Origin of the sequence: Marinobacter manganoxydans MnI7-9, from assembly GCF_000235625.1 — a bacterium.
Lineage (GTDB): Bacteria > Pseudomonadota > Gammaproteobacteria > Pseudomonadales > Oleiphilaceae > Marinobacter > Marinobacter manganoxydans.
Window position 1 is genome coordinate 385,063 of record NZ_AGTR01000085.1, and the last position, 23,313, is coordinate 408,375.

General features: G+C 57.3%; 23 protein-coding genes. 10 read left to right on the forward strand and 13 right to left on the reverse strand.

The features are described 5' to 3' along the window. The first annotated feature begins 56 nt into the window (after nucleotides 1–56). From KYE_RS20335 to KYE_RS20360, 6 genes are all read left to right on the forward strand, one after another. Complete coding sequence (locus KYE_RS20335; RefSeq protein WP_008177246.1) at nucleotides 57–872, forward strand: ABC transporter ATP-binding protein; 816 nt, start codon at nucleotides 57–59, stop codon at nucleotides 870–872. Further along, entirely contained in the window at nucleotides 872–1,750 is an 879-nt protein-coding gene (locus KYE_RS20340) for a branched-chain amino acid ABC transporter permease (RefSeq protein ID WP_008177248.1), read from the forward strand. Before KYE_RS20335 ends, KYE_RS20340 begins: the two co-directional genes overlap by 1 nt. 1 nt (nucleotide 1,751) lies before the next feature. Further along, the gene (locus KYE_RS20345; RefSeq protein ID WP_008177250.1) at nucleotides 1,752–2,795 is read left to right on the forward strand and encodes a branched-chain amino acid ABC transporter permease; all 1,044 of its coding nucleotides are present in this window, start codon (nucleotides 1,752–1,754) and stop codon (nucleotides 2,793–2,795) included. A gap of 71 nt (nucleotides 2,796–2,866) precedes the next feature. Continuing rightward, nucleotides 2,867–4,075 carry an ABC transporter substrate-binding protein gene (locus KYE_RS20350; protein ID WP_008177251.1) on the forward strand — a complete coding sequence of 403 codons (1,209 nt, stop codon included), beginning with the start codon at nucleotides 2,867–2,869 and terminating at the stop codon, nucleotides 4,073–4,075. 8 nt (nucleotides 4,076–4,083) lie between these two features. Continuing rightward, nucleotides 4,084–4,893: an ABC transporter ATP-binding protein gene (locus KYE_RS20355; RefSeq protein ID WP_008177252.1), complete on the forward strand. Its 810-nt coding sequence runs from the start codon at nucleotides 4,084–4,086 to the stop codon at nucleotides 4,891–4,893. Next, nucleotides 4,890–6,692: an AMP-dependent synthetase/ligase gene (locus KYE_RS20360; RefSeq protein ID WP_008177253.1), complete on the forward strand. Its 1,803-nt coding sequence runs from the start codon at nucleotides 4,890–4,892 to the stop codon at nucleotides 6,690–6,692. Before KYE_RS20355 ends, KYE_RS20360 begins: the two co-directional genes overlap by 4 nt. Nucleotides 6,693–6,703: 11 nt before the next feature. Here the strand turns inward: KYE_RS20360 and KYE_RS20365 are convergent, their stop codons facing one another. Then, nucleotides 6,704–7,024 (reverse strand): hypothetical protein, encoded by a 321-nt coding sequence (locus KYE_RS20365; protein WP_008177254.1) that lies wholly within the window; start codon nucleotides 7,022–7,024, stop codon nucleotides 6,704–6,706. Between the two features lie 139 nt (nucleotides 7,025–7,163). On the opposite strand from KYE_RS20365, the gene KYE_RS20370 reads away from it, so the two are divergent. Continuing rightward, entirely contained in the window at nucleotides 7,164–7,811 is a 648-nt protein-coding gene (locus KYE_RS20370; RefSeq protein ID WP_008177255.1) for a hypothetical protein, read from the forward strand. A 92-nt stretch (nucleotides 7,812–7,903) separates the two neighbouring features. Next, entirely contained in the window at nucleotides 7,904–8,191 is a 288-nt protein-coding gene (locus tag KYE_RS20375; RefSeq protein WP_008177256.1) for a hypothetical protein, read from the forward strand. Nucleotides 8,192–8,220: 29 nt separating this feature from the next. Here KYE_RS20375 and KYE_RS20380 read toward each other — a convergent pair whose 3' ends face one another. Further along, entirely contained in the window at nucleotides 8,221–8,607 is a 387-nt protein-coding gene (locus tag KYE_RS20380) for a hypothetical protein (protein ID WP_008177257.1), read from the reverse strand. Nucleotides 8,608–8,777: 170 nt separating this feature from the next. Between KYE_RS20380 and nei the strand changes: the two genes are divergently transcribed. Next, a complete protein-coding gene (gene nei, locus KYE_RS20385) occupies nucleotides 8,778–9,620 on the forward strand; it encodes an endonuclease VIII (RefSeq protein ID WP_008177258.1) in 843 nt (280 codons plus the stop codon). Here the strand turns inward: nei and KYE_RS20390 are convergent. The 4 genes from KYE_RS20390 to KYE_RS20405 all read right to left on the reverse strand — a co-directional run bounded on the left by KYE_RS20390 (nucleotide 9,617) and on the right by KYE_RS20405 (nucleotide 16,609). Next, entirely contained in the window at nucleotides 9,617–10,606 is a 990-nt protein-coding gene (locus KYE_RS20390) for an L-threonylcarbamoyladenylate synthase (protein WP_008177259.1), read from the reverse strand. The two genes, nei and KYE_RS20390, sit on opposite strands and share 4 nt — an antisense overlap. Nucleotides 10,607–10,619: 13 nt before the next feature. Next, nucleotides 10,620–12,983, reverse strand: coding sequence for a YbcC family protein (locus KYE_RS20395; protein ID WP_008177260.1), 2,364 nt, complete (start codon nucleotides 12,981–12,983; stop codon nucleotides 10,620–10,622). Then, nucleotides 12,983–14,557 carry an NADH-quinone oxidoreductase subunit L gene (locus tag KYE_RS20400; protein WP_008177263.1) on the reverse strand — a complete coding sequence of 525 codons (1,575 nt, stop codon included), beginning with the start codon at nucleotides 14,555–14,557 and terminating at the stop codon, nucleotides 12,983–12,985. Before KYE_RS20400 ends, KYE_RS20395 begins: the two co-directional genes overlap by 1 nt. A 126-nt stretch (nucleotides 14,558–14,683) precedes the next feature. Then, nucleotides 14,684–16,609: a methyl-accepting chemotaxis protein gene (locus KYE_RS20405; protein WP_008177264.1), complete on the reverse strand. Its 1,926-nt coding sequence runs from the start codon at nucleotides 16,607–16,609 to the stop codon at nucleotides 14,684–14,686. A 273-nt stretch (nucleotides 16,610–16,882) separates the two neighbouring features. Between KYE_RS20405 and KYE_RS20410 the strand changes: the two genes are divergently transcribed. Further along, the gene (locus tag KYE_RS20410) at nucleotides 16,883–17,497 is read left to right on the forward strand and encodes a hypothetical protein (RefSeq protein WP_008177265.1); all 615 of its coding nucleotides are present in this window, start codon (nucleotides 16,883–16,885) and stop codon (nucleotides 17,495–17,497) included. On the opposite strand, the gene KYE_RS20415 is transcribed toward KYE_RS20410, so the two are convergent. From KYE_RS20415 to KYE_RS20440, 7 genes are all read right to left on the reverse strand, one after another. Next, entirely contained in the window at nucleotides 17,494–17,745 is a 252-nt protein-coding gene (locus tag KYE_RS20415) for a hypothetical protein (protein WP_008177267.1), read from the reverse strand. The two genes, KYE_RS20410 and KYE_RS20415, sit on opposite strands and share 4 nt — an antisense overlap. Before the next feature lie 155 nt (nucleotides 17,746–17,900). Beyond that, on the reverse strand, nucleotides 17,901–18,041 hold the full coding sequence (locus KYE_RS21590) for a hypothetical protein (protein WP_008177269.1): 141 nt from the start codon (nucleotides 18,039–18,041) through the stop codon (nucleotides 17,901–17,903). A gap of 107 nt (nucleotides 18,042–18,148) precedes the next feature. Further along, nucleotides 18,149–18,388, reverse strand: a complete 240-nt coding sequence (locus tag KYE_RS20420; RefSeq protein ID WP_008177271.1) for a sulfurtransferase TusA family protein — start codon at nucleotides 18,386–18,388, stop codon at nucleotides 18,149–18,151. Further along, complete coding sequence (locus KYE_RS22200; RefSeq protein WP_008177273.1) at nucleotides 18,381–18,506, reverse strand: hypothetical protein; 126 nt, start codon at nucleotides 18,504–18,506, stop codon at nucleotides 18,381–18,383. The genes KYE_RS20420 and KYE_RS22200 overlap by 8 nt, the downstream gene beginning before the upstream one ends. Then, nucleotides 18,503–19,675 (reverse strand): formate dehydrogenase subunit gamma, encoded by a 1,173-nt coding sequence (locus KYE_RS20430; RefSeq protein WP_008177275.1) that lies wholly within the window; start codon nucleotides 19,673–19,675, stop codon nucleotides 18,503–18,505. Before KYE_RS20430 ends, KYE_RS22200 begins: the two co-directional genes overlap by 4 nt. Nucleotides 19,676–19,762: 87 nt before the next feature. Beyond that, complete coding sequence (fdh3B, locus tag KYE_RS20435) at nucleotides 19,763–20,371, reverse strand: formate dehydrogenase FDH3 subunit beta (RefSeq protein WP_008177277.1); 609 nt, start codon at nucleotides 20,369–20,371, stop codon at nucleotides 19,763–19,765. A 15-nt stretch (nucleotides 20,372–20,386) separates the two neighbouring features. Then, nucleotides 20,387–23,272: a formate dehydrogenase subunit alpha gene (locus KYE_RS20440; protein ID WP_008177280.1), complete on the reverse strand. Its 2,886-nt coding sequence runs from the start codon at nucleotides 23,270–23,272 to the stop codon at nucleotides 20,387–20,389. Between the last annotated feature and the right edge of the window lie 41 nt (nucleotides 23,273–23,313).

Below are 23,313 nucleotides of genomic sequence, written 5' to 3' on the forward strand. Positions count from 1 at the left end.
CGGCAGGGCGTGTTCACGTGCCTGAGTACCCGGCGCCAGGGGTGCCGGGAGGTATAGTGAGCATCCTTGAGATCAGTAACCTGTCTCTGTCGTTTGGTGGTGTTAAGGCGCTGCAGGACGTGAGCTTCCGGGTGCCTGAAAACACGGTAACAACCATTATCGGCCCGAACGGCGCCGGCAAAACATCGCTGTTCAACTGCATCTCCGGCTTCTACAAACCCCAGCAGGGCACCATCCGCTATCAGGGGCAGCCGCTGCCGGGCAGTATCAAGCCGCCGAAACGGGCAGCATTGGGCCTTGCCCGAACCTTCCAGAACATTGCCCTGTTCCGGGGTATGACCGTCCTGGACAACATCAAGCTGGGCGCCCACGTGCACATGAAGAGCGGACTGCTCAGTGCGCTGGCCTATTTCGGCCCGGCCCGGCGTGAGGAAATGGCTGTCCGTAGGGATGTGGAAGAGCGCATCATCGATTTCCTCGAGATAGACCACATTCGTCGCCAGCCGGTTGCGAGCCTTTCCTACGGCCTTCAAAAGCGGGTCGAGCTTGCCCGGGCGCTGGCCATGCAGCCGAAAGTCTTGATGCTGGATGAGCCGGTGGCGGGTATGAATCGGGAGGAAAAGGAAGACATGGCCCGCTTTATTCTCGATATTCGGGAAGAGTGGGGTGTCACCGTGCTGATGGTGGAGCACGACATGGGCATGGTCATGGATATTTCCGACCACATCGCGGTGCTCAACTTTGGTCAGGTCATCACTGAAGGCCTGCCTGCGGACGTTCAGAACAACCCCGAGGTTATCAAGGCTTACCTGGGCAACAGTGATATCGAGAGCCTTCGCAAAAAGCTCAATGCCGAGGGGGAGGCCGCCTGATGGATTGGTTGTTCTTCGGCGAAATCAGCCTTGCAGGCCTTGCCATGGGCGGCCTTTACGCCCTCATCGCCCTGGGCTTTGTGATCATCTATAAAGCGACGAGGGTGATCAATTTCGCCATCGGCGAGATCATGATGTTCGCGGCCTACCTGTTCCTGGCGTTTGCCGGTGGCATGGAAATGTCGCCCTGGATTGCCCTTCCGCTGGCTGTCATCGGCGGCAGTATTCTCGGTGGCGTCATTGAAAAGACCATTATCCGGCCGATGCTGGGCGAGTCGCCGATTTCAGTGGTGATGGTGACCATCGGCATTGCGAGCATCCTGGTGGGTCTGGTGGAGTTCGTCTGGACGGCGGATCCGCAGTTGCTACCCAATTTCCTGCCTCGCGAGCCGGTGTTTATCGGCGAGCTGTATCTGGCCCCGAAAATTGCCTACGGCTTTCTTATCGGGTCGGCCCTTCTTATTGTCTACCTGCTGTATTTCCGGTTCTCCCGGGGTGGCGTGGCCCTGCGAGCCACCGCCTCGGATCAGGCGGCAGCCTATTCCATGGGCATCAATGTGCGCCGGGTGTTCAACATGGCGTGGGTGTTTGGCTCTCTTGCGGCATCCCTGGCAGGTGTGCTGGTGGCGGCCACCGGAGGCCTCAGCCCGCAGTTCGGGATCATTGGCCTGAGTGTTCTTGTGGTGGTGATCGTAGGCGGCCTGGACAGTATTCTCGGCGCCCTGGTGGCCGGCGTGTTCATCGGCTGGCTGGAGACGGTAGCGGGCGCCTATCTGGGCGGTGAATACCGGATGCCGGCAACCTTCCTGGTGCTGGCGATCATCCTGGTGATCCGCCCCTACGGCCTGTTCGGCACCCACGAAATAGAGCGAGTGTAAGATGCGTATCGGTGACGCAAAACAGAGCTACGAGGCCGATGAGGCAATCTGGACAAGCCAGACCCAGAAATTGTGGCTGGGGTTCTTCCTGCTGATCTTGCTGGTCTTCCCTTTTGTGGTGGACTCCTATCTTCTCTACCTGGGGTGCCTGGTCGGCATAGCGGTGATCAGTACTACCGGCCTTAACATCCTGACCGGTTTCACCGGACTGATTTCCCTGGGGCAGGCCGGGTTTATGGGTGTGGGCGCCTACACCGTTGCCTGGCTGTCGATTAACACCGCATTGCCTTTCCCGGTGACCCTGGTACTGGCCGGCCTCATGGCAGCCGCCGTCGGGATCCTCGTCGGCCTGCCCTCGCTTCGCGTCAAAGGTTTGTATCTGGCCATCGCGACTCTCGCGGCCAGCGTGTTCCTGCATTTCATCTTCGCCGAGTGGGAATCGGTAACCGGCGGGATGGGTGGCTTGAGCCTGGAGCCGGCGCACCTGTTCGGTCTGACCTTCCAGAGCGATTTCATGATGTATTTCATCATTGTGCCGCTGGCGGTGCTGATGGTAGCGGGTGCCAGGAATGTATTCCGGACAAGAATTGGCCGGGCCTTTATCGCCATTCGCGACCGGGATATCTCCGCGGAGATCCTGGGCATTAACCTGTTGCGCTACAAGCTCATGTCCTTTGCGCTCAGCTCGTTCTATGCCGGGATCGCCGGCGGCCTGTTCGCCTATTTCTATCGGGTGGTCACGCCAGAGAGCTTTCCGCTTTCCATGTCCATTTTCTATCTGGCGGCCGTGATCGTCGGCGGTATGGGGAACTTGCTGGGTGGCATTCTTGGCGCCGCCTTCATGACCCTGGTGCCGGAAGCCCTGAAGCTGCTGACCGCCGCGCTGACGCCTTTCTATCCGAATGCGCCGGTGTTCATGTCGCCGATGCTGGAAATCATCTTTGGCGCCCTGATCGTGGGCTTTCTGATCTTCGAGCCCCACGGCCTGGCGGAGATCTGGCACCGGATCCGTCGCTTCTTCCGCCTGTGGCCGTTCAGGAATTAATCGTGTTTCAACGGGCTCGCTACCTCGGGCCCATGCACCACCAACAACAAGAAGCAGCAAGGAGAAGAAACATGTTCAGAAACATCCTCGAAAAAGGTCGCCGGCTTGCCGGGCTTGGTAGCCTGGTCGCTGCACTGACAGTTGCTGCCCCGGCGATGGCTCAGGATAAAGAGCCCATCGTGTTCGGTGGCTCCATACCGCTTTCCGGTGTCTTTGCCTTTGCCGGTATTCACCTCCATGCCGGTCTCACCGACTACACCGATTGGATCAACAGCCAGGGCGGCATCAATGGTCATCCCGTGGAATACGTCATGGAAGACACTGCCTATGAGGTGGACCGTTCGGTCGCGGCTTTCAAGAAGATCTCCGGCAGCAGCTCGCCGGCTACCTATTACGGCGACAGCACCGGTTTCATGAAGGCCATCGCCTCGGAGCTCAACAGCCAGGGCAACACGCTCATGAGCGGCGCGTCCTTCGCTACCGTGCTGACCGACAACGAAACCTATCCGTATCAGTTCATTCCGGGGCCGAACTACAGCCAGATGTTCGGCATCATCCTCGAGTACATCGCATCCCAGGGTGAAGGCGGCGATATGCCGAACGTGGCGTTTGTCTATAGCGATACCGAATTTGGTAAGGACCCGATCGAGAATGGCAAGGCCCGCGCTGCCGAGTTGGGCATTGAAGTGGTGGAAGAAATTGTCACCAAGCCCGGCAGTGTCGACGTCTCTGCCGAGGTGCTGAAACTGCGTCGGGTGCGCCCCGATTACGTGGTCTTCCACGGTTATGTGCTGTCACCGATCAACGAATTCATGGTGCAGATGCGCCAGATGGGCCTGGATACCCAATTCATGGGTACCTTCTGGTCTTCGGACAAGCTGATTATCGACAAGATGGGTGCAGATGCTGATGGTTACATGGGCGTGATGCCCTATAACTACTACGACAGTGAGGAAAGTGGCCCGATGCTGGATGCCCTGAGGGCCCAGGCCGAGAAGAGTGATCCGGAGGCCGGCTACCGTCCCACCGGGTATATCCAGGGCTGGTTCAACGCCATGGTCTGGACCGAAGTGATCAAGCGCACCCTGGATGCCGGCAAAGAGCTGAACGCGGACAACATGGCAGAGGCCCTGGCCTCCATCGAGGACTGGGACACCGGCGGTATCATCGGGATTCCCGTGACCGTGCGGGACATGTCTTTCCCGGTAGGCCGTATCTGGCGGGTGAACGCTGACGAGGGCCGCTATGAGCCCGTGTCGGACTGGATCCACCTCGACTGAGGGGCTGTATGGAAGCCTTACTGGAAATCGATAATATCGAGGTAGTCTACAACAAGTCAGTGCAGGTCCTTCGGGGCCTGTCACTGCGGGTTCCGAAGGGGGCCATTGTAGCGCTCCTCGGCTCCAATGGTGCTGGTAAATCCACCACCCTCAAAAGCGTCTCAGGGCTGCTGACCCTGGAAGACGGAGAGGTCACTGCCGGCGAAGTACGCTTCAGGAGTAAGGATGTAAAAGGTGTTCCGCCGGAGCGGCTTGTGCGCGACGGACTCTTTCATGTCATGGAAGGCCGACGAGTGTTCGAGGACCTCACGGTTGAGGAGAACCTGATTGCCGCCACCTACGCGCTCAGTGGCAGTAAGCCGTCCCTGAGTGACAGCTATGAGCTGGTTTATAACTATTTCCCGAGACTGAAGGAGCGCCGCAAGCAGTTGGCCGGTTACCTCTCCGGCGGCGAGCAGCAGATGTTGGCCCTGGGTCGGGCGCTGATTGCACAGCCGGACCTGATCATGCTGGATGAGCCCTCCCTCGGTCTGGCGCCGCTGCTGGTGGAAGAGATCTTTACCATCGTGGCCAGAATCAACCGGGAACAGGGGACTGCCATTCTTCTGGTGGAACAGAATGCCGCGGTGTCACTGGCGGTTGCATCCTACGGTTACATCATGGAAAACGGCAAGATCGTAATCGACGGCCCGGCAGACAAACTCACGGCCAATGAAGATGTTCAGGAATTCTATCTGGGTGTGGGTGGCAAGGAAGGTGAGGCCCGCAGTTATCGAGACATCAAGCACTACAAACGCCGTAAACGGTGGCTGTCATGACAACGCCTTCCATCCCTGACCTCACGCTGACACAGATGCTCCGGGCCCATGCCCGGGAGCGGCCGGACGCCCTTGCTTTGCGCCAGAAGGACTTCGGTATCTGGCAGGCCTATTCCTGGCAGGATTATTACCGGCGGGCCCGGCACTTCGGGCTGGGGCTGCGTGCCATGGGGCTCGAACCGGGTGGCCACGTGGCCATTATCTCGGAAAACCGGGTGGAGTGGGTCATCGGCCAGATGGGCATCGGCCTGGTGCAGGGCATCTGTGTCGGGGTCTATCCCACCAGTCCCTGGAACGAGGTGGCCTATGTCCTGCAGCACAGCGACGCGGAATTTGCGATCTGCGAAGATCAGGAACAGACCGACAAGGTGCTGGAAGCCTGGCCAGATTTGCCCAAACTGAAGCACTGCATTGCCATTGATATGAAGGGCCTGCGCTATTACCCGGAGCCGCCGTCGGCATTCGAGGATATCGAGGCCAGGGGCCGGGAATTCGAAACGCAGCATCCCAACCTGGTGGATGAATTGCTGGACAGCCAGCAAATGGATGACACCGCCCTGATGATCTATACCTCCGGGTCCACCGGCCGACCCAAGGGGGCAATGATCAGCTGGCACAACCTTCATGCCGCGGCGCCGGGGCTTATTGAGCTGTTGCAGGCGGACGAACACGGCTCGAGCCTTTCCTATCTGCCGCTTTGCCACGTTGCAGAGCAGGCCTTTACCAACATTGCACCGGTCTATGTGGGCAGTACGGTCAGCTTCGGCGAGAGCCTGCGGACCATTCAGGAGGATTTGCGGGAGATTGCGCCGACCTTTTTCCTGGGGGTGCCGAGGATATGGGAGAAACTGCACTCGTCCATCTACATCAAGATTCAGGAGACCGGGCGTTTGCGGCAGGCATTGTTCAAATGGGCAATCCGGGTGTGTTCGCCTATGGCCACGAAACCCCGCGCAGACTGGAAACTGAAGGAGAAATGCCTGTATGGCATCAGTTACTGGCTTGTGTTGCGCGCCTTGCAGAATTTTATCGGCCTGCGCCGATGCAGTATTGCGCTCACCGGGGCAGCCCCTATATCAACCGGCATACTGGAGTTCTTCCGGACCATCGGCATTCCCCTGGTAGAAGTATACGGCCAGACGGAAAGCACCGGCGTTGCCACGGCGCAACCCGTTGATGACGTGCGCTTGGGAACCGTGGGTGTGCCTGTGTCCGGGGTTGAGGTAACGCTTGGGGAGCACAACGAGATCATCATGCGCGGTGGCAGCATGTTCAAGGGATATTACAAGAACGACGAGGCCACGGCTTCAACTTTGAAGGATGGCTGGCTGCACACCGGTGACGTGGGTGAATGGCGGGATGGCCAGCTAAAGATCGTCGACCGTCTGAAAGACATCATGATCACCGCCGGCGGCAAGAATCTTTCACCAACGGAAATCGAAAACACCATCAAGGCCAGTCCCTATATCAAGGAATGCATTGTGATCGGTGAGGCCAGAAAATATGTGTCTGCGCTGATCCAGATTGATTTCGATACGGTGGCAAAGTGGGCAGAGCAGGAGCGCATTGCCTACACCACCTTCCGGAGCCTGACCGAGCAGCCGCAGGTGAATGACCTCATCCAGGCAGAAGTAAACAAGGGCAACGAGCAGCTACCACAGGTGGCGCAGATCAAACGCTTCCACTTGCTGACGAAGGAACTGGACCACGACGATGACGAGGTAACGGCGACCATGAAAGTCCGCCGGAGCAATATCTACGAGAAATATACCGAGGTGATCGAGTCGCTTTACGCCTGACAGCGAGGCGCCTAGAAACGGGCGCCCTCTTCCACCCGGATTCGTTCCATGTACTGGGTCAGGGCGGCGTTAATGAGTGCCAGAACCAGGAACAGCAGGATACCCTTGGGCACCAGGGCGTGAATTTCCGGGTTGGGCGCGGTGCTGGCGGTTACCAGGATCAGGCCCAGAATGTTGCGGGCCAGGCGCATGGTGAGCATGGCGCAGAGATACCCGGACTGGAATGCCGATTCTGCACCCTTCAGACAGCGGCCAAAAGCTGGCATCAGGTGCACGGTATTGAGCAACAGAACCGAAAAAATGACTAATTGAATAACGCTGTAAATGGTCATGACCAGAGACTAACGAATGGCACTGGTGTTAAATAATCGCGTTTATTATCTCCGATTGGGATCCTGTTATCCAGTTGAGTATGGAAGGTTCAAAGCAAGCTGGCTTTTCGGAGTGTTGGAATCGGGAGGGAATTAATAAATGGATTACATCGCGCCTGTCAGCAGCGCAATCATGGCGATCGTCTGGATTGTCTACTTCCAGCTGTTTTTCCTGCAGTACAAACGAAACAACCGGCCCTACCTTGTGATTCATCACGCCCAGAATGAAAACCCGGATGCCTTGTGTCTGTTGGTGAACATGGGCAAGGAAACGGTGCACGTGCAGTGCGTTCAGGTGGTTCTCTATACCCGGGCAGGCGAAGAGAAGACCATGACGGTGACCGAGTATCGCCGGGTCGGGGCGGACGACGCGAACGTGCACCAGGTGCTTCGGCAGGGGCCCTTGCAGCCCGGTGGGTATCTGGTGCTGGGCTCGTTCCGGAACATCATCCTGGGGCGTCGTAGTGAAGAAAGCGAAAGCGATTACCTGTTCGAGGACATAACCGGCGTTGAAATCCGGGCAGCTGTGATTCACGGGCCCACAAAGTATCCGGTGGGTGTACGGCGCAGTTTTTCTCTCAGCCACGAAGGTGGGCCCCAGATTTTTCCCCGAAATATTCACAGCGAACAGCTGGTTCGCCGAAAGGATCGACATCAGGTGAGGCGCTGGGTTGAAGAGGAGTTGCAGCCCGAGCGCAAGGGTAGCTCGGAGTCTGACAGCTCGGATCAATCGTCAAAAGCGGACTGAGGCAGCTATTCGGTTGGACCTAGGTTGCGTTTCCGTTTCTATTTCTCGAGGATATGGTTAAATATCCGCCAATCAAGCAATGGAGGCATTTCATGTCACTGAAAGACGAACTGATCAAAAAGGCCGAAACCCAGCTAGAAGAATGGGAAAAACAAGCCGATTCCCTCAAAGCCAAGGCCAAAGCCAAAGAAGCGGAAGCCGAGAACGAGAAGGCCAGCGCGGATATCCAGCAGAGCGCTTCCGATGCATTGCGCTCGGTCGAAGATAAAATCTCAGATGGTCGCAAAAAACTGGATGAGCTCAAGGAAAGCGGCGAAGAAAATGTTGATTCCCTTCGCAAGCAGCTGTCTGACCTGATTGGGCCAGACGACAAACGCTAGGCATCCCGCTTCGGAACGTCAGGCTGCTTCTACTGGAACTGGGTATAACAGCGCTGCCTTTTCGTTTGCCAGTCCCGCCAATGGGGCTCGCGGTGGTGGAGCTGGTAGCGCTCCATCACCGCCATGAACCTGCCCATGTAATCGCATTGACCTGAAGACGGCAGCCACTCATCGGGGCCGCGGTCATCACGCATTACCCTGTCAGGCTGACTCATTCTGATCTGGTTTTCCGTATCGTTCAGAAAACGATCCCTCATCGAAGGTGGCCATTGATCGGCGCCGAGCTCCTCTGCAAAGACCAGAGGAACAACCCGGGTCGTCGCCCAGCTTTCAGAGGCAGACGGTTCCTCCCGCGTCGCGGCCGCCAGCACAATCAGGATTGCTGCGATGAACAGAGCCAGCTTGGTGTCCTTCATGACTCACCTTGCTCTTACGTTGAATACATCAGAACCTACGAGCAGGTTGAGCAAAGGGCTTACCTGGATCCGGGCAAAACTTTGTGACCCGACAACTCCGAATTGCTGGAAGCAACGTAGGGTTTAGCTTACCCGTGATGCAGAGAGACTGGTCAGGAGCGGAAACAAGTATGCCCGAGGGTCCCGAAATACGCCGCATGGTCGATGACATTCATAAGGCCATTGGCGGCAAGACAGCGCAATCTGTGTTTTTTGCCTTTGAACACCTGAAGCCTTTCGAGAGTGCCCTTCGGGGACGCAGAGTCGAGAGAGTGGAGGCGCGGAGCAAAGCCGTGTTGGTGTTTTTTGAGGCCACAGATGAAGACGGGCCGTGGTGCGTTTACAGCCATAACCAGCTGTATGGCAAGTGGCGCATGGGCAAACCCGATCGGGAACCGAGTACAAACCGGCAGCTGCGATTTGCCATTATCGGTCCGAAGAAAGCGGCCCGGTTGTACAGCGCCTCCGACATCCAACTGGTTCGGCCCGATGAATTGAGCGAGGTGCCTTATCTGTCACGGCTCGGGCCGGACCCTCTCAATCAGGATGTCAGCGTCGATCAGCTTCTGGCGGTGTTTGACGACAAGCGTTTCCGGGGCCGGAACCTGGGTGGTTTGCTGCTGGACCAGGCGTTCGTTGCCGGAATCGGTAATTACCTCCGCTCGGAAATCCTCTTTGAAGCGGGTGTCTCACCCCGGGCACGGCCCCGTGATCTGGACGCCGATCAGCAGTCGAAATTGGCCGAGGCCATCCTGACCCTGGTGCAGCGAACCTATCGGTTGAAGGGCATCACCAATCCGCCCGAGCGGGCAGAGCGGCTCAAAAAAGAAGGATGGACGTTCGGGCAGCGCCGACACATGGTGTTCAACCGCGATGGCCAACGCTGCCACGATTGCGCGTCGCCGCTAGTTAAAACCATGATGGCCAGCCGGCGCCTGTATTACTGCCCTGCATGCCAGGGCACGCCGGCTTAGGCGAATTGTTCGGTACAGGCCCGTCCCAGCCGATCGTGGACGGCCAGCCATTGGCTTTCCCTGGGCGGAAGCTCAATCACGATCCGATCGACGTTTGCCTTGTCCATCGAGTGCATGGCGGTGTAGAGCATGCGAGCGTATTCGTTCGGATCGGCGCTGAGCATAATGGCCTCGGATGCCCGCTCGTCTGGGGGCGACTGCCACCAGATCACGCCAATCTTTTCGCCTGCCGATGTAACTTCGGGCAGAAGCCGGGCGAATTGATCCGTGGCCACTCCAACCGTAGGCGTAACAGGCTGGTAGTGGCGCTTTACGCTCCCCGGCACCGCCTGACTGGCGCTTTTGCCCGGGGCGAGCGTGATTCCCAAGCAGGCTTCGATATCGCTCTGTGCGATCTGCCCGGGCCGGGCGATAACTGGCGTGTCGCCGGTGAGGTCGACAATGGTGGATTCAATGCCCACTGAACAGTCCCCGCCATCCAGAACCGCCTCGATCTTTCCGGACAGGCCCGCGAGCACGTGCTCTGCGGTGGTCGGGCTGATCCTGCCATAGGGGTTCGCAGATGGGGCAACCAGATCCCGGCCGAGCTGCTCCATGGTTGCCAGCGTGGCCGGGTGCGCCGGCATCCTGACCGCCACGCCCGGGTTGCCGCCGGTAATGAAATCGCTGACGCCGCTTTTCTTTGGCAGTAGCAGTGTGAGTGGCCCCGGCCAGAATGCCTTGATCAGCTGCCTGGCGGTCTCCGGCAGGTGGTCGACCCAGAGTCTGACCCTGTCAGGTGACGCAACGTGCACGATCAGAGGGTGTCCGACCGGGCGCTGCTTTGCTTCAAACACTTTTCTGACCGCCTGTTCGTTGCTGGCGTCGGCCGCGAGGCCATAGACAGTCTCGGTGGGCACAGCAACGAGATGGCCGGCAAGAAGCAGGCTGGCGGCTTTCTCAACGTCAGCGGATTGGGTCGCGTCTAACTTGATGGTTGCGGGCATAAGGTCTCAGGGTTTACCGATTGGAGTCACAGGCAACAGTTTGCCATTGATTCTGATAAAAACGCTCTATCGAGGTGTGCTCGTCGTTGATCCGGAACAGATACAGCCAGTCGTTACCGATCAAATCCTTTACGACCTTGTGTTTCCGGGCGATCTCGGCAATCGCTTCTTTCGGTGCGGCCAGGTAAACGCTCAGGCGCAGGGGCTCGTGAACCCAACGCTGGCCATCGTGTACTGACTGCAGCGGCAAACCGATTCGCAAATCGCCGCCGTTGCCCTCGAAAACGCCCAGGTGGCCGCCAACCACGTTGTGCAGGACCTTGTTGCCGCTACCGTAATGCAGATTGTCGGTAACAGACATGAAGTACTGAAGGTTGATCCAGTGGGTGACCACCATGGGCGCGGTCATGACCAGTTCGAGGATGTTGAAGCCTTCATCCTCGCGCCAGCGGTAGTCGTGGAGGAAACTGCGGCCACCCAGATCCAGGTGTCGCGTGGCCGAGCGAGGCGCCACGATAAAGCTGGCGTTGCCGGCAAGCCCCCATTCCGGCCGTACTTCGGACCAGTCCTGGCTGCGCTTTTTGATGGCGCTGTCAACATCGCTCTCGATTGCGATACCAAGCCGCAGGGCGCGTTCACGACGTGCCTGGGCGCCGGCATTGGCCAGGAAACCCCGGATCTCGTCGGGAACATCACCTGAGCACTCGACCTCGTCGGTGGTTGTGTTATGCAGTGCCCCCACGAATCGGGTTTCGGAGGGGATCGAAATCCCCTGCTCAGCCAGGGCCGCACGCACGTCCTTGTCGTTCAGGATGCCGGCAAGTACGCGAACGTTTACCGAACCGGTCTGTCCGCCGCAGGCGCCGCAGTCGAGGCCCGCTGCATGGGGATTGTTGCGCGTGCTGCTGCCGTGCCCGACTAAGAGAACGGTGGGCGCAAATTCATGAGTCAGGGTCATGGCCCGGAGAATGCCGCCGGCCAACTCCGCTTTCTCCGCAGCGCCAAGCAGGGCTCCGTTCTGGCGGATCTCGAACTCGGTCTGTCCCTTATGGAGTTGATCGACCGGGTTATCCGAGGACTTGCCAAAAAAGGTTTTGCGAACCATGCGTCCCAGACCTGCCAGGCCCATGCTCTCGATAAAGCTGAAGCTCGCCGGGCCGGCGTTGGAAAACTGTGACCAGTGGGAGTGGTTGGCTAATGATTGCCGGCTGAAGCTGTCGGCGGGTTCGGCCTCAGTAACCTCGAGCGCCGGCGCCAGCAAGCCCGGCAATTGTGGCCGGCAAAACCCGGTGCCCTTGGGTCGATAGGAGATCGGGAGGCCGAAGAACCCGGCAAACCCGAGGGTCTGAATAGCGGGATTCTGGGCTTCCAGCGCACGACGATAGACCTCCGACCGAACATCGATGCAGAAGGCCGCCTGTAACTTGAGCGGCTGATCGTCCGACGAGGGATTTTCAGGCCTGGTAAGAAGCTTTTCAGCCATCTGTGACTGGTAGGCCGACTCAGCCTCTGTTTGCTGGCGCCAACCTGTGGTTTGAGATTGCTCGTGGGTCTGCAGCATCTCTGGCCAGGCATCCCACTGTTTGAGCCAGCGTTGTTTCAGTTCGGCAAAAATGGCCCCGCCAACGTGTTGGACGTGCCGCCATATGGCGAGCTCCCAGGCCAGTCGGATGGCCAGGAGGCCCGGCAGCAGGTCTTCCTCGTGGCCACTGAGTCGCGCTTGCCACCGCAAGTAAGCGGCCCAGGATGACCAGCCGTTGATATCCAGCAGGAGCGCATGGGCATAATCCGGCGCATAGTCCGGTTGTGATGCCAGGGCGTCGAGGGCATCGGTAATCAGTTTTTCATGCTGATCCGGTAACACCTGAAACTGCGAGGGCAGGGATGGTTCGCCCATAACAATGGCAATGCCGCGGTCAGCCCGGGTCATTTGCAGCCAGCTATGGTAAAGGTCCTGGGCATCCGCCTTGAAATCACCGGCATCCAGACGCTGGAAATAGTCGCCGCAGAACTGGCTTATCTGATGCACAACTTCATCCTGCCAGCCTACCTGGTGGGCGGTGTCGCGATTGCGATCCAGCTGGGCGCTCAGATTCTGCCAGTGTTCGGGCATGCTGGCGGTCTCCGCGGCCGCCGGGCCGTTGCCCTGTCCGGCAAGCGCGGCCTGATTCTGGCAGCAGGTGCCATTGAGTGCCGCCATGCGTGAAGCGACCCTGGTGAATGGCAGGTCCCGCATTTCCCAGAACGGATTCACGGCGATCATCTGATCCAATGGCCAGGAGGGCGCGATTCGCGCGCAGGCATCGGTGACGGCCGCATGCCAATCTGGTGTATGGGTGGTTGCTTCGGTGGTGGCATTAAGGCTCGACGCTAACATTATGCGGACTCCCCGGAACCAGAGGTTGAAGAGACGCTGACCACGGCTCGCGGCCGAACGACATCAGGCAGTTTGGCAGGCCATATTTTCAGGGTCAGACGGGTGGACCACTCATCGAGGTAGCCCGCGGCGAACAGGAACCGATAAAGCCTGGCGCCTGCGGGTGAGAAACGGTGGTAGCGAATCTGGTAGTAGCCGCGTACCAGTATTGCGATAAGGGCAGCGACAAAAACCACTTCCAGCAGGCTTGCCTGGCTTTCCGGTGGCGCAAGCAGCAAACCGAAGAAGGTTTTCTGTAGCCAGTACAGTGCCCAGAAGGCAGCACCAATAACCAGGCCACGGGCAACGGTGAGAACGCCGCCGCCGGCTGACAGGAACTCTGAGAGCAGAATCGTCAGGGCGATGCCTGGCACAATCCATGAAAACATGTGCGCCGTGCCGGCCTCATTGGACAGGAAAACAGTCGGCAGCATGAACAGGCCCGCCAGGGCGGCAGCGGCCAGCCACTGTTTTGGCCCGGGCTCATTGACGGCAACCAGGCGTTTTTTCATCGACAACTCAACGGTATTGCCGGCGTTCAGGAAGGTGTGTGCCTTGTAAGCGGAATGCGCAACCAGATGCAGGAGCGCCAGCTCGTACAGCCCCAGAGCGCACTCAACCAGCATCCAGCCCATCTGGGAGCAGGTTGACCAGGCCAGCCTTACCTTGATGGAAATACGGGTCATCATAACAAGGCTGGCAAACACCGCCGTGGGGCCTGCCACGGCCAGCAAAAGCCACTGGGCTGCGCTTACTTCTGAAATAAGCGGTGCCATCAGAATCATCAGGAAACCGCCAAGGTTTACAACGCCGGCGTGAAGCAGGGCGGAAACCGGCGTGGGTGATTCCACCACCTGAATCAGCCAACCGTGGAAAGGCATCTGTGCGCATTTGAGCAAAGCAGCCACAGCCATCAAAACCGCAGCGATCTGGGCGCCGGCGGGCACCTCTGTTGCACCGGATACCTGGACCAGAATCCGATCAATAAAGGGCGTGTCGTACTGGACATAAAGCAGGAGGAACGCCAGTGCCAGGCAGAGCTCCGCAATTCGGGCAAAAATGAACTTTTTGTGCGCCGCCAGGGCGGCGCGCGGGCGATCAGGAAAGAACATCAGCAACTGGTGCAGGCTTACGCTGATGGCAATCCAGCTGACGAGGAACACCAGCAAATGATTGGTGATGGCGATCATGGCCACGCTGGCGAGGATCACCTGAAGCCAGATCATGAAACGGCGCTGGCCGGGATCCCCGGCAAGATACCTCTCCGAGAAGCGTCCCAGCACCATTCCCAGCAAAGTGATCAGCAGCAACATAATTGAGGCCAGAGGCGCGTGACTGAACCAGACGCCATCGACCGGCCACCACCAACTTCCGATTGCGGCGGCCAAAGCCGATACAAAGGCAAGCTTGAAGGTCAATGACCGTGCGAGAAGGTTGCTCTGGTTGGTTGCCAATCCGGTCGCGACTGCTCCGGCACCGAAAAGCAGCGGTACCAGCAGTGAGAACAAGGATTCGATCGCCTGAACATCGAACATGCGAGGGCCTCGGAATCAGGAGTATTTAATACGCGTAGTATCCGAGGCTTTTGCTGTGAACAAAAATATATATATCCGATAGATTCGTTCGTTATTTAAGAATGATTGCCGGGTATGGAAACTGGGTCAGGTCCTGTAAGAGTCCAATTGAGACTTCAGTTTTTCCGCTAGTTGCTTCAACGTTTCTGCCGCCTCATTGGTTGATGCGGCGTTCTCCTGGCTGCTACCAGCCATTTGCCGAATGTGCTCAAGGCGCTGGTTGATGTCCTCAGAAACCTGGCTCTGCTGCTCGGCGGCGCTTGCCATTTCAATGTTGGTGTCCCGAATGGTTCGAACGCCCTCGCGCAGTGCCTCGATCGCGTTGCCGGTTTCGCGGATCATGTCGTTGGTTTCAGTTGCTAGCTGACTGCCCACCTCAATAACGTCGGTAACACCGGCAACGCCTTCCTGCAGGTGATTGATCTGGTCCTGGATCTCTTTGATGGACTCCTGGGTCCGACGGGCCAGGTTTCTGACTTCGTCTGACACCACCGCAAAACCTCTGCCGTGTTCTCCGGCTCGCGCTGCCTCAATCGCTGCATTAAGCGCCAGGAGATTAGTCTGTTCCGAAATGTTTTCTATGACGGAAAGAATATTGCCGATGTTATCCGATGCAGCTCTCAGCGAAGCACTGGTTTGCACTGAGCTCTGGTTGTTGTCGAGCTGGCTCTGTATTTTCGCCGTGGTTTTGGCAATGAGCGATTGGCCACTTTCGGCCAGACCATCCGCCTCTTTGGCAATGTTTTCAGCCCTGGAGGCGCTTTCGGCAACAGTTTGAGCGGTTGCTGTCATCTCATTCATGGCGGTTGCAACCTGCTCGGTCTCCTCGGTTTGTTGCGAGACGACGGTGGCGGAGTCTGATGCTATGCCCCTTAGACTCGACGAGGCCTCAAGCAGGCTTTCCGAGGATCTTTTGGTTTCTGAAATTGTAGTTTGTAACCGGTCTAGCAAGCGATCGAAGCCTTGGGCCATGACGTCCAATTCGCTCTTGCCGGTTGCATTGAACCTCACCGTCAGGTCGCCTTCGCCGCTGGCAATGTCGTTGATGGCATCGATCATTTTTTGGAGAGGTCGAGCCACAACCAGTTGTGCCAGGGCACTCAGGCAGCCGATCAGCACCAGTCCGCCGATCAAAATTGCCATGACCGTCTTGATGGTCTGATTGCGAACCATGGCTGCCACTTCGTCTTCCGAGTAGCCGGTGATAATCTGGTACCCCCAGGCATCGAACGCAGTACGTGCAAGGTTCCAGTCTTCCGGCTCAGATTCCAGCAGGTTTTGCAGTGGATCGGACTCAATGGAGCTGGAGTGCATGCGCAGTCGATTCTTGTCGTCCACCAGGGCGAGAAATCCTCTTTCCAGCAGGCTGGATGAGGTGATGGCCGCTTCAAGTTCTTCAAGGTCCGCTGAATAGCCCACATACCAGATGCCGATAATCTGGTTTGAGGCGTTACGGATAGGGCTGTAAGCGGTGAGGTAGGGATTGCCGAGAATATCGACCTGTCCGAAGTAGGCTTCGCCCCGGCTAATGGCCTGCCCGGCCGCGCCCGCCATATTCAGTTTGGTGCCGATGGCACGGGATCCATCGTCTTTCTTTACGTTTGTGGAAACCCTGACAAAGTCCTGTCCATCCCTGACGAATAGAGTGGCTGTGCCGTCCATGATCCCGGTTATGCCATCCACCAGGTCAAAGTTGTTGTTGATCATGGTGTCGCCGAGAAACAGTGCCGGAACGGGTTTGCCTGCGACCGGTTCGGTTCCCTGGATCCTGGCGGCTCCGAGTTGCTGGCCGCGTTCAATGAGCAGATTCAGCGAATTCTTCACCCGTTTTGACATGAGCTCGTCGGTGATGGAGAGCATTCCGGTGATCTCCTCGACAAGATCACTCTGCCTTTCAGCGACATCTGCCGTGATCGTTTTCTGCGTGTTTAAAGCGATCACAACGCTTGCGAGTATTGCGATGACCAGCAGAACAGCGGCAATCGAGACGATGAACAGTTTTCTGATAGACATGCTGATTCCCCAGAATCTATAAGCTTTACGGACTATTGGAGCACGCAAATTACTGCGATCTTTTTTTATATCGGCCGGGATCGATGCTTCCTTAATCATTATTGCGTCATTCGTGAATCATTCCAGAGATTACGACGCATATGTGCTGCCAAAAGAGCGGAAATGTCGCTCGGCAGGCACAGGCCTGGCTGCGGATTTGTAAAACCTTCTTGCAATCACCATATTTCTGCGTCCACGAAATGATCCACCGATGGGGCTCGAGCCTATCGTTCAATGGCCATTGCTGGACGACCCGTGCAAGAAGTGAAAACCGGAAAAGACCGAGGCAAAGAATTGGATTGTGAAAAAAAAGGCGCCTTCCTGGCTAGAAGGAAAAAGCATTCGACCCTGACCGCTGGGGTTTATTACCCGAAACCCGAAGCCATTGCGGCCGACTACTGGGGTGTCTTTGTTGATAATACGCCCTACATACTATTGGTGCCTGACGAAGATCGCAGTGCTCGCGAAAAGGCCGAGCGGCTGGCTGAATCAGCTAACTTCCGAACGTTGCTTGAAGCAACCCTGACAGCCTGTGAGCGGATTGAGGCGAAACCTGTTGATGGCCGCGCTGTGGATTGGGCCGAAAAGCTCACCGTGATCAGCGCCAGTCGCTCCGGAGACGTTGAGACGGGAACAAGAGAAATCGGCGAGATCAGGGCAATCCTGATGCCCGGTTGTCATCAGGCCGTGGCAGACACCCTGTGCATCGACGATACGCTGGCGACTGTGATCGATTCGAAATTTCCGCGAGTTTCGAATTTTGACGATCTTCCAGAACTTTCGGATCGAGACGTGAAAATGTCGCTGGGTAACCTGGAAGCCCGCAAGCATCCACGAGGTGGTCACTAGGGGCAGGTGCTCGCCGGGATTTCCGGAGTTTCCTGGAGGGGAATTGCGCAATCTTCCGGCAATGCGTCGGTCAGCTGCATCAGCAGATCTGTTGTGTGGCTCATCTGCTCGCTGAGTTGACTGTAATCAGTGCTCTGCTGATTCTCTGACTGCTGAGCGGCAAGCTGGTACTGCTTTTCGAGGATCAGGTCCTGCAGGAATCTTATTTGCCGGGCAGTCAGAATTACCGGTCGACTGTTGTCGCTCATTGTTTGGCCTTTTAGTCTGTATTAAATAGAAATGAGGGTAGGCTTACGGTGGTTTGCTTGCTATGGATCTGACGTTCCCGTGTTACATCAATGATCACGCTATTCCAGCATATGTCTCCGTTTTCACGCTGTTTGGGAGTGCCGGTACCACTCAGTCATTTCACAACACCGGATGCTGACTTGATCCGCCACTCGTGCCTCCAGAAGGTCATGGTTTCCGCAGCACCAGGAATCGACCGGGCCAGTCCCTCGACATTTTCAGGCATCATCATTTCCCACAGTGGGTCTGAACTCATCGGAATTCCAATTATTAGGAGTCCTAATTTAAGATAGGGGGTTGGCGCCTGATTTTCCAAGAGGGCGTGGTGAAGTGTAGGAAAGGATTGACGATTTCGATGCCGTTTTATGCCAGGGAAATGCGGTAACGAGTGACGCCAGCTTCTTCTTCTCTGGTCCATTCAATCCGGTGGCCGGTGATATCACAGAGGGCCTGAAGGTCCTTTCGGCCGGTGGGGTCATCTGCCAGGAAATCGACGAGTGTTCCGCTGGGCAGGTCTTTGGTCCGTTTTTTGAAGCGCAAGATGGGGAGAGGACATACCAGACCGACAGCGTCGATCTGGTATACCCCGGACTGATCAGTCAAGGCGAACGCTCTCAGAGCTGGTTTGCGCTGCCGAGGACCAACCAAATTGGTTCAGCACCATTGGTGCAGCCGTGGCAATGAGCAGGGCCGCGATAAAAGCCGAAATCATTACCTTCACGACGAACCTCCTTTGCCTTGTTTGGCTTCAACCTCAGCGACCCACAGATCGTGGTGTTGACGAGCCCATTCGAGATCAACCTGGCCGTTACCCATAGCGTCGAAGGCACCTTCCATGCCGACCGAGCCGATGTAGATGTGGGCAATGATGGCCAGCATCATCACGAACGCCACGATAGAGTGCCAGATGTTGGCATACTGCATCTCTTCGTGCGGCGTCAGCACTGTCGGCAAATCCGTTCCCAAAACAGTGTTCACGACGCCAAACGTCTTGGCAAACATTGGAATTTCAAACGGAAACAACAATGACAGGCCCGACAACGAGACTGAAAAACCCAGCAACATCACGGTCCAGAAAACAATTTTCTGACCGGCGTTGAACTTCCTCGCTGACGGATGGGCGTTGGTGAAGATGCCGCCGCCCACTTTGAGCCACTGCCAATCGAGCTTGTTGGGGATGTTGTGCGCCACCCACATGAAGAAGGTCATCACCAGCCCCAACATAAAGGCCCACGCAATGTTGTTGTGAAGCCATTTGGAGCCGGCAGCCAGAGTGGCAAAGGCCTCGGGCCCCATAACCGGAATGAGGAAACTGCGACCCATCAAGGTGATTAACCCCGTTATAGCTAATGCGACAAACGAGCCCGCCAACAGCCAGTGACCAAATCGTTCGATGGCTTTGAATCGTTCAACCGTGGTGCCCGCAGGGCCGCCTGTGATTTTGATTCTTCCGCGCACAAAATAGAACACTGCCAGTAGCGCAATGATAGCCAGGATTGCACTGCCACCGTAAGTGATGACCGGCCCCTCTCGTAACTTGTACCAGGGTATGCCTCCGTCCTGGATCAGGACGTCAGCGGCAGGCCCCCGGGCCTGGGTACTGGGGTCAATCTTGTTGTATCGAATGGCACGATAGATGTCGGAATCCGAGCGCCCTCCCAGGGTGCCGAGTCGACCACTGATCGGTGCCGCATTGGCAGGATTACCCAGGTTTTCCGAGCGAAAAGACTCGTCAATTTCCAACTGTTTTTGACGAGCCAGGATGTCTTCCAGGGTTTGAGCACCCCCGGTAGACGTGCGATCAACCGCGGGGGCCTCTTGCGCCCAGACAGGATTAAACACCAGTGTCGCCAGTGCAAGGACGACAGCACCTAACAACTTACGCTTCATGCGAGCACCCCAAAAGAATCAAGAAGAAGAGTTCGTTGCCGCCATGAGTTTTGCGGGGCCCGGGGGGCCCCGAAACTCATGGCGGGCTTAAGGGACCTTCTTCCCATAGGCCGTGCCCCATCCCCAGGCGCCGGAACCGAAACCACGGCTCACCACACGCTGGCGATAGATGTCTGCCACCTCGCTGCCATCACCGGCCAGCAGCGCTTTGGTCGAGCACATTTCGGCACAGATTGGCAGCTTGCCCTCGGCAATGCGGTTGCGGCCGTACTTGGTGAACTCAGCTGTTGAATTGTCTTCTTCAGGGCCGCCTGCACAGAACGTGCATTTGTCCATCTTGCCCCGGCTGCCAAAGTTGCCCGCCTGGGGGAACTGAGGCGCACCGAAGGGGCAGGCATAAAAACAATACCCACAACCAATACACAGATCCTTGGAGTGCAACACGATACCGTCTTCGGTCTGGTAGAAGACATCCACAGGGCAAACGGCCATACAAGGCGCGTCTGAACAGTGCATGCAAGCTACCGAGATCGAGCGTTCGCCAGGCTTACCATCTCCGATGGTCACCACGCGCCGGCGGTTGATACCCCAGGGGACTTCATTCTCATTCTTACAGGCCGTTACGCAAGCATTACATTCGATGCAGCGTTCGGCATCGACCAGGAATTTTGCGCGTGCTTTTCCCTCAAGTGCCATGATTTACACCTCTTGTTATGCCGGCATAATCGAACACAGGGTGGCTTTGGTCTCTTGCATCTGCGTGACCGAGTCATACCCGTATGTTTGAACCGTGTTGGTGGATTCGCCCAGAACGATGGGGTCTGCGCCCTTGGGATACTTGTCCCTCAGGTCCTTGCCTTGATAGTGCCCGCCAAAGTGGAATGGCATGAAGGCCACCCCCTCTCCGACACGTTCGGTCACCATGGCCTTGACCTTGATCCGCGCGCCTTCGGGGCCGGAAACCCAGACATCATTGCCGTCACGGATGTTCAGGTTGTTGGCATCGCGTGGGTTAACCTCGATGAACATTTCCTGTTGCAATTCAGCCAGCCAGGGGTTTGAGCGAGTCTCATCACCACCACCCTCATATTCGACCAGACGGCCGGAGGTAAGGATGATCGGGAACTCCTTGCTGAAGTCGTTCTTCTGAATGGACTCGTACAGGGTAGGCACCCGCCAGAAAGTCTTGTCTTCGTATGTCGGGTAATCCTTAACCAAATCACGACGGTTGGTATATAGCGGTTCGCGATGCAGCGGTATCGGATCCGGGAAGTTCCAGACCACGGTGCGGGCCTTGGCATTACCGAAAGGTGCGCACTCGTGCTTGATTGCCACACGTTGAATGCCGCCAGACAGGTCTGTCTTCCAGTTGGTTTCCGGGCCGGCCACGGCTTCAATACTGGCCCGCTCCTCAGCCGTCAGATCGCCATCCCAGCCCAGATCCATTAGCATCTGCATGGTGAATTCCGGGTAGCCGTCCTTGATCTCGGAGTTCTTCGAGTAGACGCCATCTGCCAACAGGCTTTCGCCATCACGCTCGACTCCGAAGCGGGCCCGGAACGTCAGGCCGCCTTCGGAAACCGGCAACGACATGTCGTACAGGTTGGCAGTGCCCGGATGGTTCATCTCCGGTGTGCCCCATGAAGGCCACGGTAAGCCGTAGAAATCACCATCACAAGGTCCACCGACTGCACGCAGCGTAGTCTTGTCGAAGTGGTGCTGATATTTCATGTGCTTCTTGAGGCGCTCAGGGGACTGGCCGGTGTAGCCAATGGTCCACATGCCACGGTTGAACTCGCGGGTGATGTCCTCAATCGACGGTTCGTCTCCATCAATGGCAATGTTGCGGAACATGCGATCGGTGAAGCCGAACTTGTCCGCAAACAGCTTCATGATTTCATGATCGACCTTGGAGTCGAACAGCGGCTCTACTACTTTTTCTCGCCACTGCAGAGAACGGTTCGACGCGGTTACCGAGCCGTAGGTTTCGAACTGGGTGGTCGTGGGCAGCAGGTAGGCACCCTCTTTGCGATCGTGGAGTACGGCAGAAACGGTCGGGAAGGGATCCACTACAACCAACAGGTCGAGCTTTTCCATCGCTTCCTTCATTTCCGTCATACGGGTCTGGGAGTTGGGCGCGTGGCCCCACAGCACCATGGCCCGGGTGTTGTCTGGCTGCTCCAGGTTCTCTTTGGCTTCCAGGACACCGTCAATCCATCGGGATACCGTAATGCCTTTCTCGTTCATCATGGCTTTGGATTTGCCGTTCTTGTCCCACACGGCAAAGCGGCCTTTCAGGTAGTCCAGATCCTCTTCCCAGACTCTTGACCAGTGGGCCCAGGCGCCAGCGGACAGACCATAATAGCCGGGCAGAGTGTCGGCGAGCACGCCCAAGTCGGTAGCACCCTGAACGTTGTCGTGCCCCCGGAAGATGTTGGTGCCACCGCCAGCAACGCCCATGTTGCCCAGTGCCAGTTGGAGAATGCAGTAGGCCCGGGTGTTGTTGTTACCATTGGTGTGCTGGGTACCACCCATGCACCAAATAACGGTACCCGGGCGGTTGTTGACCAGAGTGCGGGCCACACGCTCGAGTTGAGCGCCCGGAGCGCCGGTTACACGCTCGACTTCTTCCGGATTCCAGCGTTTTACTTCCTCACGAATCTCATCCATGCCCCACACCCGGGTGCGGATGAACTCTTTGTCTTCCCAACCGTTTTCGAAAATGTGCCAAAGTATGCCCCAGACCAGCGCAACGTCGGAGCCCGGACGAAAACGGACGAACTCATCGGCGTGCGCGGCAGTGCGTGTGAAACGCGGATCGCAGACGATGAGAGGTGCGTTATTCTCTTCCTTCGCCTTAAGCACATGTAACAGCGAGACCGGGTGCGCTTCGGCAGGGTTACCCCCGATGATGAAGATGGCTTTGGAGTTGTGGATGTCGTTGTAGGAATTGGTCATTGCGCCGTAGCCCCAGGTATTGGCTACGCCGGCGACGGTGGTGGAGTGGCAGATACGAGCCTGGTGGTCCACGTTGTTGGTGCCCCAGTAGGCCGCAAACTTACGGAACAGGTAGGCCTGCTCGTTGTTGAACTTTGCGCTGCCCAGCCAGTAGACCGAATCGGGACCGCTTTGCTCACGAATTTCGAGCATCTTGTCGCCGATTTCGTTGATGGCGGTATCCCAGGAAATCTTCTGCCACTGGCCGTTGACCATTTTCATGGGCGACTTGAGACGACGCTCGCCGTGGGCATGCTCCCGTACGGAAGCGCCTTTGGCGCAGTGAGCACCCAGATTGAAGGGGCTGTCCCAGCCTGGTTCCTGCCCGATCCATGTTCCATTCTGCACTTCAGCCTCGACCGTGCAGCCTACCGAACAGTGCGTACAAACGGATTTTTTGACGACGACTTCGCCACCCCCGGTCGTTGGGGCCGCAGCTTCAACCCGTCCCGATGACAGCGACAGTGCGGCCAGACCACCCACTGCCACGCCAGACGTTGTCAGGAACTGACGACGGTCCAGAGTCTTGGCAGCGAGAGAAGAAAGCAAAGAGCCTGCACGGGAGCCTTTCGCTACCCCGTTGGTCTTCTTCCTTAACATGTCGTTTACCTCTCTCTTTATTATTCTCGTTTTTTCGGAAA

Bases quoted from the DNA above. Each gene is read 5' to 3' on its own strand.
- KYE_RS20395 (WP_008177260.1), bottom strand. From the start codon at position 12,983: ATGTTAGCGTCGAGCCTTAATGCCACCACCGAAGCAACCACCCATACA.
- KYE_RS20390 (WP_008177259.1), bottom strand. From the start codon at position 10,606: ATGCCCGCAACCATCAAGTTAGACGCGACCCAATCCGCTGACGTTGAG.
- nei (WP_008177258.1), top strand. From the start codon at position 8,778: ATGCCCGAGGGTCCCGAAATACGCCGCATGGTCGATGACATTCATAAG.
- KYE_RS20340 (WP_008177248.1), top strand. From the start codon at position 872: ATGGATTGGTTGTTCTTCGGCGAAATCAGCCTTGCAGGCCTTGCCATG.
- KYE_RS20430 (WP_008177275.1), bottom strand. From the start codon at position 19,675: ATGAAGCGTAAGTTGTTAGGTGCTGTCGTCCTTGCACTGGCGACACTG.
- KYE_RS20355 (WP_008177252.1), top strand. From the start codon at position 4,084: ATGGAAGCCTTACTGGAAATCGATAATATCGAGGTAGTCTACAACAAG.
- KYE_RS20370 (WP_008177255.1), top strand. From the start codon at position 7,164: ATGGATTACATCGCGCCTGTCAGCAGCGCAATCATGGCGATCGTCTGG.
- KYE_RS20375 (WP_008177256.1), top strand. From the start codon at position 7,904: ATGTCACTGAAAGACGAACTGATCAAAAAGGCCGAAACCCAGCTAGAA.
- KYE_RS20415 (WP_008177267.1), bottom strand. From the start codon at position 17,745: ATGAGCGACAACAGTCGACCGGTAATTCTGACTGCCCGGCAAATAAGA.
- KYE_RS20440 (WP_008177280.1), bottom strand. From the start codon at position 23,272: ATGTTAAGGAAGAAGACCAACGGGGTAGCGAAAGGCTCCCGTGCAGGC.
- KYE_RS20380 (WP_008177257.1), bottom strand. From the start codon at position 8,607: ATGAAGGACACCAAGCTGGCTCTGTTCATCGCAGCAATCCTGATTGTG.
- KYE_RS20360 (WP_008177253.1), top strand. From the start codon at position 4,890: ATGACAACGCCTTCCATCCCTGACCTCACGCTGACACAGATGCTCCGG.
- KYE_RS20345 (WP_008177250.1), top strand. From the start codon at position 1,752: ATGCGTATCGGTGACGCAAAACAGAGCTACGAGGCCGATGAGGCAATC.
- KYE_RS20410 (WP_008177265.1), top strand. From the start codon at position 16,883: ATGGCCATTGCTGGACGACCCGTGCAAGAAGTGAAAACCGGAAAAGAC.
- KYE_RS21590 (WP_008177269.1), bottom strand. From the start codon at position 18,041: ATGAGTTCAGACCCACTGTGGGAAATGATGATGCCTGAAAATGTCGAG.
- KYE_RS20350 (WP_008177251.1), top strand. From the start codon at position 2,867: ATGTTCAGAAACATCCTCGAAAAAGGTCGCCGGCTTGCCGGGCTTGGT.
- KYE_RS20400 (WP_008177263.1), bottom strand. From the start codon at position 14,557: ATGTTCGATGTTCAGGCGATCGAATCCTTGTTCTCACTGCTGGTACCG.
- KYE_RS20405 (WP_008177264.1), bottom strand. From the start codon at position 16,609: ATGTCTATCAGAAAACTGTTCATCGTCTCGATTGCCGCTGTTCTGCTG.
- KYE_RS20365 (WP_008177254.1), bottom strand. From the start codon at position 7,024: ATGACCATTTACAGCGTTATTCAATTAGTCATTTTTTCGGTTCTGTTG.
- fdh3B (WP_008177277.1), bottom strand. From the start codon at position 20,371: ATGGCACTTGAGGGAAAAGCACGCGCAAAATTCCTGGTCGATGCCGAA.